Raw genomic sequence first — 11,879 nt, 5'->3', positions numbered from 1 at the left:
TCCTCAAAGGCAGAAGGATTGGCGCACGGTTCGGGGCCACCGCTTGGATTCGGGATACCAGTACGGTACTCGCAGGCGATGAGATTTGTCGAGGTGTGGAAAGTTACCTCAGCAAACACGGGTAACCCAGCTGTAAGGTATTGTAGATCAAAAGCCATATTGAATATTTATAGTAGCGTGAATCACCAGATGTGCTACTGTATCAAATTCAATGGCAAAAGGTAAGTGAAGTGTGTGGGGCCCCTAAAGTCCCATACACTTCACTGGATGGGGAAATCACATGTCCGATCAATTCTCCGCCCAGGCTAAAGCTTCCTCGCGCTGGGTACGGTCGAAGTATTTGACCTCAGCTCCGGTGAAAGGCTTCATCAGCTGGGTCATAAAATCCTGCCAGCCGGTTTCGCCTACCATAGCAACTTTATTGAAGTCGTTGGCATGCTTCACATCGAATTTCAAATCTTTCCAGGCAGCCGAGGCGTCCCAGCCGTCAAAATCGGACATTTCCCAATACAGGTTAATCTTTCCATTTTGGCGGATTTTTTCCTCCATAATGGGCAGGAATTGGTCGTAATCACTTTTTTCTAGTTCCCCCGTGAATTCCAGGGCCAGTAGTTTGTCGGTGTTTTTGATGATGTTGTACATAGTTTAGTGAGGTTAATTTGTCCAACGCAGATAACCTTCAAAAAGGCTTGTCTGCATGATGTTTCTTAATCAAACCTCAAATTCTGTACCCGCACCGCATTCAGGATGGCCAGCAGTGCTACGCCCACGTCGGCAAAGACGGCCTCCCACATGGTAGCCACCCCACCTGCACCCAGAATAAGTACAATGCCTTTTACGACCAGTGCCAGGGTTATATTTTGCCAGACAATCCGGCGTGTAGCGCGGCCAATGGCAATGGCTAGGGCGATTTTGGCGGGTTCATCGTTTTGGATCACCACGTCGGCCGTTTCTACCGTGGCGTCGGATCCCAGTCCTCCCATGGCTATTCCTACATCGGCCAAAGCTACCACCGGAGCATCGTTCACGCCATCGCCCACGAAGGCCAGCTTGGCTTTGGGGTCCGATTTCAAGGTTTTCATTAGCCGTTCGACCTGGGCTACTTTATCTTCGGGTAATAGGTCGCCATGCCATTCGTCCACCCCAACCTGCCGCGCCACTTCTTCCACCACGGCTGATTTATCGCCCGAAAGCATGACGGTGCGGATGCCTTCATTTTTCAGTCTAGTGATTACCCCCGCGGCGTCGAACTTTATCTCATCGGCAATGGTAAAGTAGCCTGCGAACTTCCCGTCCAGGGCCGTCATGACAATGGTATAGGGAATCTTGGTCAACGCTTCATCGAACGAAATCTGGAATCGGCGCAGCAGTTTGGCATTTCCGGCCAGCATGGTTTTTCCTTCTACCGTACCTTTAAGTCCGTGGCCGGGAATCTCCTCCACGTCATGGATCGAATAGGATTCGTAGGGATGGGCCTGATCCGTAATGGGTACGAAACCACTTTGAGCATCTCCGCGCTCGGCGTACTCGAGAATAGCCGTGGCAATCGGGTGGGTCGATTTGCTTTCGAGCGCCGCAGTCAATTGAGCCAGTTCGTGGCGCTCTATACCCACTGGTTTAACCTCCTGAACCATAAAGGTACCCTTGGTCAGGGTACCCGTTTTGTCCATTACAACGGTTTTGAGCTGGGTCACCAGGTCGAGAAAGACAGAACCTTTGAACAGTATTCCGTGTCGGGATGCGGCCCCGATACCCCCGAAGTACCCCAGCGGAATCGAGATGACCAGGGCACATGGACAACCGATCACCAGAAATACCAGCCCCCGGTAAAGCCAGTCGTGAAATATGTATTTGTCCACAAAAAAAGAGGGGAGCAGCGTAATGGCGAGCGCCAGCCCGCAAATAATGGGCGTATAGATTTTGGCAAAACGGGCAATGAACTCCTGCGTCTGGGCCTTACGTCCCGTGGCTTCCTGAACCAGTTTGAGAATGCGTGAAAGCTTGGAGTCCTGAAAAGGCGTGGTTACTTCCATCTCCACCAGCGACTGCCGGTTGATCATACCGGCCAGAACGGGCTCACCCCGACGAATGGTACGCGGCACACTTTCGCCCGTGAGGGCAGCGGTATCAAACGATCCGCTGTCGTAGCGCATAGTCCCATCAAGACCTACTTTTTCACCCGGCTTGAGCTGAATGGTTTCTCCTACCTTGACCGTATGGGCTTTTACTACCTGATACTTTCCCTCGCGCACGACGGTCACTTCGTCGGGGCGTACGTCGAGCAGGGCTTTGATGGATCGTCGTGCCCGAAGCACGGCTGCGTCCTGAAAAAGCTCGCCGATGGTGTAAAACAGCATTACCGCCACGCCTTCGGGGTACTCGCCAATGGCAAAGGCACCGAGGGTAGCCACGCCCATCAGAAAAAACTCAGTGAATACATCGCGGTGCAAAATCCGACTCCATGCCCGCTTGAGCACGGGCCAGCCGACAGGCAGATAAGCTGCTACGTACCAGATCAGTCGCCACGGATCTTGAAACCATACGGTTGTAAAATGGTCCAGGGCGAGGCCGGAGAGCAATACAGCCAGGCTACTTAAGACGGGGAGGTACTCCCGCCAGGGTTGTCCGAAAATTTTCTTCTCCAGAAAGGCCTGCGCCACCGGCGTTGTACCTTCTTCTAGCAGCTCTACATCGGTATCTGTATGATCGTGGTCGTGGGTATGATCGTGTGCCATTGGATTTTCTGAGTGCAGTAGAAACGCAAAGTAGCGCAAGAAACAGGAAAGTAGCTAAAATTCAGCTTCTAAACCAGGAATCGAGGTAATACTCAGTCTTACTGAAGCAGCAAAAGGTACCTACAGGAGTATTGGATTACGATCACTCCGGTATTCTCCTAAGCTTATTCTGATAAAAAATTAGCCTGGGACTTTATAAAACAGGATCAGTAACCCGGGCGTCGAAAACGCCTGTCAGGACTCTGCCATTACGTTTGATTTGCAAGAAGATACGGTACTGACCTGCTTTGGGAAAGGCGTAAGGAAACGAAACCACACTCCCGTGCTCCATCCCCGCATGGGCCGTAGAATCAGCACCTAAATCCATACCCATTTCCTGCATCAAATAGGATTCCCGCTCGGCTTCGGGCATTTGTTTGAGCATGGCTACATGGCGATCGATGCTGTCGCGAAAAATTTTCGAATCGGCCCGTTTGAATACCCTGGCCGTATCAGCAATGCGGTTTTTTAGCGATAGTTCGGCGGCCATGGGTACGGTACCTATGGGATGGAGGTGTACGTAAACCGAACCATCCGATCGCACCACGGCCGCGTGACCTGCCATGCCCAGGTAGGGTTGCAAGATAGCCGGCTTGCTCTCGGGTGTGAAAACGGCAAAATTTAACGAAAGAGGCTTTCCGGCCTCAAAAACCTGATTGGCTTTTCCCTCCCATACTACGTAGGAATCATCCTGTAGAGTGGTGCGGGTACCCGGCTGGCCACAAACCACCACGTTCTCGTCCAGAGGTACCTGCTTGGGTTTGTTCAGCGGATCTGTCACCACGTACGTATCTTCCGGATCTGTTTTTTTAATTTCTGTATGGTTTGACGCCAATTCGGGGATATCTATCGTGTCGGTGAGAGTTTCGGTAAAACCGGAATAAGAAAATATGTCCCCATATACCAGGTACTTCCCGGGGGGTAGGTTAGGTAGGTAGGACTGGTAGGTCGTGGAATCGGTGCGTTCAGGATGCAGGTGGGCGAAGGCATCCAGACCCGGGGTGCGCACCAGAAAGAGGTGCATGAGTTTGCCGTGGTCAGGCACCAGATAGCTGAGGTAGCCCGATCCACGCTTGGAATTGAAATCGGTCGTGTCGATCTTGAATTGAAAGAGCCGTTGCCCGTCCCGATCGACAACCGATCCATGGGCATCAAGGGATTTGTATAAATACCGCTTATAAGTGGCGGCCCAACTATCCCACCAACTGCCACCCCCGTACAGAATCAGCAGGCAAGCCACCAGGGCAATACCCATATTACGGTACCTTTTTCTCTTTTGGGGAGTGGTCAGAGATTGCCCGGCCCGTAATACGCCATCACTGACGCTGGCCCCGATGACGGTTACGAGTAAAACCAGTAACAACAGGCCCAGGGCGGTAAGCATCCAGCCTAGTCCGGCGGGCATATCGCGCTCAGCGGTAGAGACGGCCACGACGGGCACGACAAATTCTCCCTTGCCTTTGGCTCCTTCAAGTACAAGCTGAACACTGGACGAGCCTCCCTCCATCAACCAGACTATTCCCTGGAATTGCCCCAGCTGTCCGGGTACAGCCTCCAGCATATCGTAGGTAGGTGCGCCTTCATCACCCGAACGGAAATAAATAGGCCGCGCCTGGACGCGGGTAGCGCCTCCATTCTCTACATAAACCGTCACATTGGCCGTCCCCGGAATAACATCGGGGGGCTGAATATTGACCAGGATGCGATATTCGCCTGCTTTTCCCTGTAATACCACACCCGAACTACCTACATGGGCCTGCACAGACCACGCGAAAAGCACGAGTCCCCAAAGTAAAAGTACTTTTTTCATCGTTGAATTTTTTGCATCCAGCGGCCCCAGGCCAGCCCGATACGGGTAGAGATAATACTTAGCAGTAGGGCAATGGACAGGCCATGCGCCAGTTGGGCGGTGGTTTGGGTACCCCAGGGGGCAAACTTATAACGATACTCCCAGTCAGGGCTACTGCCAAAATACCAGTAGTGGCTGCCAAAGAACCAGTTGCGGGCATGGGGTGATTCCAATAAGAAAGCTCCGAAAAACCATTGCACGACAAAAAATACCAGTAGAAATACGAAACCCAGTATTACCGCGAGCTTCCAGTCATTCCAGTGGGCGAAGCGGTTACGGATGTAGTCCAGCGCCAGAGCGGGGATAATCAGCAATAACGGAAACTCAAAACCATTATAGTGATCGATATGGTGCAGGATGGGTCCCAGCTTAGGTTCGGCGGGAAAAAGCGGGATGATCCAAAGTGTAAGCAGTAGGATCAGCGAATAAACTGCCGTGACCCAGGTGATGGTCCAGCGCCCCGGAAATGCCCGCCCGAAGGCAAGGAGAAGAAATGGAAATGCTACCGCCGAGATTTGGTAATAGGAGGCGGTATGCGATGCCATCCGGTCAATTTCTTCGGAAAGCAGGGTAAACCACATCGTAAGCAGAAAGCCCGCCGACAGCACGAAAAGCCCGAATAAAACCCATTGTCTTGATTTTTTTGTTTCGAGGGTACCTGTGAATAAGTAATCGGTTTGGTTTTTGATCGCCAGCACACTCACGATAGCTCCGAACTGAACCCCGATGATTCCCAGTGCCAGTACGGTATGGGGCGGAGAAAGAATAGTAACATCCAGTCCGTAGGTGTTATGCCACCAGTCGTCGAAGGGCGCCGAAGTCAGCATAGCCAGAGCGCCCCAGATACAAAACAGCGCACCCAGCGAACTATAAAAGTACCCCCAGATTTTGACCCGCCGACTTTTTTCAGCCGAACTTCCCGCAAAGGTGTTACGCAGTACCTCATAGCCCGAGAAAATACCCGACACCACGGCACCCAGATAGATAACCAGATGGGGCGGGGAGAAAAGCCCGTCGCGACCAATGCTGAGGTGCCAGCAAATGTCCCAGATCAGCCCCGTAATGACACAGAGCGAGGAAAAGACAACGGCATATACGTAGGTAGGTATTCCCAGCGAGGCAGTCCGCGTCTGCATCATATGGAAGGACAGGATAAATGGTTCATAACTAACAATATAGAGGGCAAAGGGTTGATTGCCTTAGAAAAGCAGGGACAATTTACAATCTAATGATCCCTATTCATAGTGCCAAAACGCGGAGATGCAGAAATCAGAGCGAAGCCACAATAATTGTATGTCAAGTGCAGGATTTGAGCTGTGTACTAAAAAGGCCGCAGCGCTTTAACAAATCGATTTTTGAAATAGTTGGAAAAAAGATTGTCTTCCCGTACCCCGCGGGAAGATGATGCATGGATAAACTGAATGTCGTTCTTGCCGCGCACTTCGGTCACAATGCCTGCGTGTGACACATAGCCTTCCTGGCCGGATTCGGGCACGAAGAAAATCCAGTCGCCCGGCTGAATATCCTCGACGCGGGGAATATCGCGTCCGAACTCCGCTTGTTGCCATGAAATGCGGGGTACCTTATAGCCCAGATTATTATAGACCGTACAGATGAGCCCCGAGCAATCGATGCCTAGGTTGTCGTTACCACCCAGCAGGTAAGGTGTTCCGGTATAGTTGCGAGCTCCTTTGATCACCTCCCGCACGTGCTGAGCGTAAGGGCCGGTGGGGCGGCTGACGGGCCGGGCGGTTACCGTATTTTTGGCTGGGCCACGATTGGCTGGACCCCGATGCGAAGTCGGACGTTTCGCGGAAGCTCTTTGATTGGGGGGTACATAAGGTGAACTTTTGAAAACCGCACAGGACTGTAATAAAAGACTGAAAAGCAGGAGAGAGAAAAACGGAATGGGAGTGGAGATGGATCTCTTCATGCGGTTAATGGTTTGGTTTTATTTCCAAAAATAACGAATCCAAGCTGGAAAATGGTCTTTTTAAATGCTAAAAAAAGGCCAACCCGTTCTGGATTGGCCTTTTTTTAGCATCAATGTGGTTATGCTGAATGTGTGAAATGGCACCACTACATGGATTGTTTATATACCTTTTCGGCTTTGGCCATTTGCGATTTCAAATCCCGGATTCGGGTAGCGTCCGCAGGGTGGGTAGATAGGAATTGGGGTGGTTTGGAACCTCCTGATTGCGCCGCCATCCGAGTCCAGAATTCTACGGCGTTCTGCGGATCGTAGCCCGCTTTGGCCATGAAAATAAGCCCCAGTTGGTCCGCCTCTGATTCCTGCAGGCGGCTGTTGGGCAGCAGATACCCTACCTGCGTGGCAGCAGGGGCCACTACTCCGTAAATGCTGTTATATAATTGCTGGGTTTGCTGTGGTTTGTTGGACATCGCTACGCCCAGCCCTACCTGCCCGGCGGTCAGGATACCTTGCGAGAGCAGACCCTGGCTCATGCGTTCGGCGCCGTGGCTGGCGATGGCGTGCGCTACCTCGTGGCCCATGACCACCGCTACCCCTGCTTCGTCCTTGCAGATGGGCAGAATTCCGGTATAGAAGACCACCTTGCCGCCCGGCATACAAAAAGCATTGACTTCCTTGCTTTCCACTACGTTGAATTCCCACTGGAAGCCGTTCAGAATTTCACTTTTGTTATTTTCGCGGAGATAGTCTTCTACGGCCTTCTGAATCCGTACCCCCACACGTTTTACCATCGTCACCTCGGCCCCCGAACGGTCCACTTTATTGGTGTCCAAAAACTCGCGGTAGCTTTTGAAGCTCATGGGTAGCAAATCCTTGCTGTTGACCAGCATCAGTTGATTTCTGCCCGAAAGGGGTACCCTCTGGCAGGCTATTGTAAATAGAAAGGCCGCAATGAGGGCCACGCTGAATCTTTTCATTTTTCGGAAATATTAAATGTTTTGTATGGACCGCAGATGCCTCAGGTCCAATTTTCTGAATTCGTCGAAAAAAGATTATGCCACCCAACGGAATGTCAGTAGTTTTGCCCAAATGCGAATGCAGGTAGGGAATTTTATCCGAAAACATTTTAACTTCTTTCCCCATGAAGATTATTTGCGTAGGCCGGAATTATGCGGATCATATCGAAGAACTTAACAATGAGCGTCCCGAGGCGCCCGTCATTTTTATGAAACCCGAAACGGCCGTGCCGCGGCCCGTCGAGGATTTCTACCATCCTGACTTCTCGGAGGACATTCACCACGAAGTGGAGATTGTCGTGAAGATTAATAAAGTGGGAAAGAATATTGAGGAAAAGTTTGCCCATAAGTATTACGACGAAATCGGCATCGGCATCGATTTCACTGCCCGCGACTTACAATCCAAGCTCAAAGCCAAAGGCTTGCCCTGGGAATTGGCCAAAGCCTTCAACGGCTCAGCGCCTGTATCAGAGTTTGTACCCAAAGATCAGTTTGCCGATGTGCAGAATATTGCCTTCAAACTCGACGTGAACGGCGAAACCCGTCAGGAAGGCAACACGAATATGATGCTTTACAAGATAGACTACCTTATCTCGTTTGTCTCCCAGTATTTTTTGCTCAAAAAAGGCGATCTGCTCTTTACAGGTACCCCCAAAGGGGTGGCGGCTGTGAAAATAGGCGACACGCTGAAGTTATCCATCGAAGGCAAGGAGATGCTGGTCGTGAACGTTAAGTAGGGGTACCTTGAGGAACCGGAAGAAGTTTAGAAAATAATCAACAAGTATCTCGATGTGCGGGCACCTTTGTCCATTCTTCAAAAATAGTTCGTATTGAATAGAATCGTTTCGACAGTAGTTTTTGTACTGATTGCATTGACTTCACAGGCTCAGAAAGAGTCCTATCCCAAAAACTATTTTGTGTTTCCCATCACTCCGGGACAGCCCAACACCCTGGCTGGGGTACTGGGCGACCTGCGTACCAACCATTTTCATGGCGGGCTGGATATCCGTACCCAGCAGCGCGAAGGATTGGCCGTACACGCTGCGGCCGATGGCTATGTATACCGCGTAGCCGTACAGGGTACAGGTTATGGGAACGTCATCTACCTGCGCCATCCCAACGGTCTGACTACGGTTTATGGGCATTTGCAGAAATTCTCGGATTCGCTGGCCGCTTATGTGCGCCGCGAACAATACGCCAAAGAGGATTTTTATGTAGACCTGTATCCGCAACCGAATCAATTTCCAATGAAACGGGGACAAATCATGGCTTTGTCGGGCAACACGGGCGGCTCGGGGGGGCCGCACCTGCACTTTGAAATTCGGGATTCGCGCGACAATCACCTCAATCCGCTTGAATTTGAGTTTCGGGAATTGAAGGATAATACCTCTCCGGCTTTCATGGCCGTAGCGCTTCGCCCTGCTACGATTGATTCGCGTGTCAATGCGCAATTTGAGCGGCAAGTTTTCAAACCGGTCAAACAAAAAGACGGAATTTACCGCATCAGCCAACCCATTCGGGCTACCGGACAGGTAGGTATCGAATTGCAGGCTTACGACTACATGACGGGTACGGGATTTCGGTACGGGTTGCACTGCATCGAAATCTCGATGGACGGCAAGGAGATTTTTACCTACAACATGGAAAAATTCCCAAGTGACGTATTCCGTGACTACAACAATCTGATCGATTACCGCACCGAACAGCAAACTGGCGCCAGGTTTTACCGTTGCTACAATCCCGACGGCAATGTGTTCGATCTGTACAAAACGGGGGCGTACCAGGGGCGGCTTTTTATTAAAGATACCCTCGAACACGAAATCACCATCAAGATTTTTGATTCGTACGAAAATTCGGCGCTGCTCAAATTTACCGTACAGGGCGAAGTCAATGCGCCAGCGATCCCACCGACCGAAGAGGTACCCTTTACTGGTACCCTCAGCGCCGAGATGCAGGATAATGTACTGAAAGTAACCGCTCCGAATTACAAAAGCAGCACACCCTTTGTGACATTTTTCTCGAACCGCCTGCGCATCCAGAAAGATCCGGCTTACTATGTTAATAATAATGCTGTATTTCTGACCGATCTGCGTGAGTTTATGCCCGACTCGGCGCAGGTAGGTAGTAAGGTGCTGGCCCTGGATTACAAAAAAAGCATTGCGCCCGGTCGAATTACCGAGTACGCCCTGGATGGCGTAGTGATCCGCTTCGACTCCACAACTCTGTTCGATACGCTCCACTTAACGGTACGACAGCGCTACAACGCACTCACAATCAACGAACCCGAAATTCCGCTCCGCCACTATATGGACGTGCGCTACCGTTCCGAAGGGCCGATTACGCGGCGCGAGCGGGCAGGCGTGTACCGTGTCAACGGCGGGGGATACAGCTACCTGGGGGGCAACTGGCTCGGCGATGTCATCGCGTTCCGTACCCGCGAACTAGGTACCTTCGTGGTTATGCACGATACGATTCCGCCTCGGATCAATCTGGTGGAACACAGTAAAGGCAACATACGGGCCTATATTCATGACGATCGGTCGGGTATCAGTACTTTTCGGGCCCTGGTAGGGGGAAAGTGGGTTTTGCTGAATTATGAGTACAAAAGCAGCTATTTGTGGTCGGAAAAACTGGATGAAGGACAGGAATTTGCGGGCGAATTGAGCCTGGAAGTAACGGATCGGGCCGGAAATAGTACTATCTTGCAGGTCGAAATCGAAGAACCCAAACCTAAACCAGCCCCTCGTAAACGCACAAGACGATGACACTTCAAGTTGGCGATTCCGCCCCCGATTTTACGGCCAAAGACCAGGATGGCCAGTCGATCAGCCTGCACGATTTCAAAGGCAAAAAACTGGTTTTGTACTTTTATCCCAAAGATGATACTCCCGGCTGCACAGCTCAGGCCTGTGACCTGCGCGACAACTACGAACGCATGCTGGCGCAGGGCTACGCGGTAGTCGGTGTTAGCGTGGACGATGAAAAGTCGCACCAGAAATTCATCAAGAAATTTGACCTACCCTTCCCGCTCATCGCCGACACCGACCACGCAGTTGTGGAATCCTACGGCGTATGGGGTGAGAAAAAGAACTACGGACGTACCTACCTGGGAACAATCCGTACAACCTTCGTCATCGATGAGCAGGGAAAAATCGAGGACATTATCAGCAAAGTGAACACCAAAGAACACACAAGTCAAATACTTTCTTAAAGATAGGCTGATTGAGTATAGGATAGAATTGAAATCAAACGCGATTCTTTCATTCACTCATTTGGTCATTCAAAATTAATCTCAAACATGGAAATCAAAGAATTAGAAAAAATAGCTTCTCAGGTGCGGCGCGACATCGTCCGTATGGTACACGCCTGCCAATCGGGCCACCCGGGTGGATCACTGGGCTGCACCGAATTGTTTGTAGCGCTCTATTTCGACCAAATGCATTTGAAAGAAAAAGAGGGTGAAGTAGTGTTCGACATGGACGGCAAGGATGAAGATCTGTTCTTCCTATCCAACGGCCATATTTCGCCCGTATGGTACAGCGTGCTGGCTCGCAAGGGGTACTTTCCGGTGTCAGAGTTGGCCACTTTCCGCAAAATAGACTCCCGCTTGCAAGGACACCCGACCACGCACGAAGGCCTGCCGGGAATCCGGGTAGCCTCCGGTTCGCTGGGGCAAGGCATGTCGGTCGCCATGGGAGCCGCTTTGTCGAAACGCCTCGATAAGGACGATCACCTGGTATATGTCCTGATGGGCGACGGCGAGCAGCAGGAAGGACAGGTCTGGGAAGCGGCTAACTTCGCGCCACACCACGAAATCGGCCACCTCATCGCATTCATTGACCTCAACGGCCAACAGATTGACGGACCTACCATCAAAGTGATGAACAACCGCGATTTGGGTGAAAAATACAAGGCATTTGGCTGGGAAGTGATGCACATCGAGCAGGGCAACGATATGGCCGCTGTCGTAAAAGGAATCACCGAAGCCCGTAGCAAAGCGGGTCACGGCAAACCCGTGATGGTACTGCTCGAAACGGGCATGGGCTACGGCGTAGATTTCATGATGGGTAGCCACAAATGGCACGGCGTAGCACCCAACGACGAGCAACTTGCCACCGCACTAGATCAACTGGATGAAACAATGGGTGATTATTAATTTAGTTGACAGTTGAGAGCTAACAGTGGTCAGCTAGATTATATACTGGATGAAGCTGGAAAAACTCCATATATAGAATTACAAATTTCTTGTTGATTTGGAAATCATCAAGCCTATTAGTGCTTAATATTTAAAAAAACTACAACAATTGGCT

General features: G+C 51.1%; 10 protein-coding genes. 4 read left to right on the top strand and 6 right to left on the bottom strand.

Features of this window, described 5'->3' with window-relative positions:
* Window positions 1-288 precede the first annotated feature (288 nt).
* From GBK04_RS02830 to GBK04_RS02805, 6 genes are all read right to left on the bottom strand, one after another.
* Window positions 289-642, bottom strand: coding sequence for a SpoIIAA family protein (locus GBK04_RS02830; RefSeq protein ID WP_152756667.1), 354 nt, complete (start codon window positions 640-642; stop codon window positions 289-291).
* Between the two features lie 65 nt (window positions 643-707).
* Complete coding sequence (locus GBK04_RS02825; protein ID WP_152756665.1) at window positions 708-2,735, bottom strand: heavy metal translocating P-type ATPase; 2,028 nt, start codon at window positions 2,733-2,735, stop codon at window positions 708-710.
* A 193-nt stretch (window positions 2,736-2,928) separates the two neighbouring features.
* Window positions 2,929-4,584, bottom strand: coding sequence for a DUF8832 domain-containing protein (locus GBK04_RS02820; protein WP_152756663.1), 1,656 nt, complete (start codon window positions 4,582-4,584; stop codon window positions 2,929-2,931).
* Window positions 4,581-5,762 (bottom strand): hypothetical protein, encoded by a 1,182-nt coding sequence (locus GBK04_RS02815; RefSeq protein ID WP_152756661.1) that lies wholly within the window; start codon window positions 5,760-5,762, stop codon window positions 4,581-4,583. The genes GBK04_RS02820 and GBK04_RS02815 overlap by 4 nt, the downstream gene beginning before the upstream one ends.
* Window positions 5,763-5,944: 182 nt before the next feature.
* The gene (locus tag GBK04_RS02810; RefSeq protein WP_152756659.1) at window positions 5,945-6,556 is read right to left on the bottom strand and encodes a C40 family peptidase; all 612 of its coding nucleotides are present in this window, start codon (window positions 6,554-6,556) and stop codon (window positions 5,945-5,947) included.
* Window positions 6,557-6,702: 146 nt separating this feature from the next.
* Window positions 6,703-7,530 carry a M48 family metallopeptidase gene (locus GBK04_RS02805; protein WP_152756657.1) on the bottom strand — a complete coding sequence of 276 codons (828 nt, stop codon included), beginning with the start codon at window positions 7,528-7,530 and terminating at the stop codon, window positions 6,703-6,705.
* A 164-nt stretch (window positions 7,531-7,694) separates the two neighbouring features.
* Between GBK04_RS02805 and GBK04_RS02800 the strand changes: the two genes are divergently transcribed.
* The 4 genes from GBK04_RS02800 to GBK04_RS02785 all read left to right on the top strand — a co-directional run bounded on the left by GBK04_RS02800 (window position 7,695) and on the right by GBK04_RS02785 (window position 11,725).
* Complete coding sequence (locus tag GBK04_RS02800; protein WP_152756655.1) at window positions 7,695-8,306, top strand: fumarylacetoacetate hydrolase family protein; 612 nt, start codon at window positions 7,695-7,697, stop codon at window positions 8,304-8,306.
* A 93-nt stretch (window positions 8,307-8,399) separates the two neighbouring features.
* The gene (locus GBK04_RS02795) at window positions 8,400-10,334 is read left to right on the top strand and encodes a M23 family metallopeptidase (RefSeq protein WP_152756653.1); all 1,935 of its coding nucleotides are present in this window, start codon (window positions 8,400-8,402) and stop codon (window positions 10,332-10,334) included.
* Window positions 10,331-10,780: a thioredoxin-dependent thiol peroxidase gene (gene bcp / locus GBK04_RS02790; protein WP_152756651.1), complete on the top strand. Its 450-nt coding sequence runs from the start codon at window positions 10,331-10,333 to the stop codon at window positions 10,778-10,780. The genes GBK04_RS02795 and bcp overlap by 4 nt, the downstream gene beginning before the upstream one ends.
* A 78-nt stretch (window positions 10,781-10,858) precedes the next feature.
* Window positions 10,859-11,725, top strand: coding sequence for a transketolase (locus GBK04_RS02785; protein WP_373331436.1), 867 nt, complete (start codon window positions 10,859-10,861; stop codon window positions 11,723-11,725).
* Window positions 11,726-11,879 lie beyond the last annotated feature (154 nt).

This window comes from Salmonirosea aquatica (genome assembly GCF_009296315.1).
Classification (GTDB): domain Bacteria; phylum Bacteroidota; class Bacteroidia; order Cytophagales; family Spirosomataceae; genus Salmonirosea; species Salmonirosea aquatica.
This window is presented reverse-complemented; position numbering and strand designations above follow the sequence as displayed.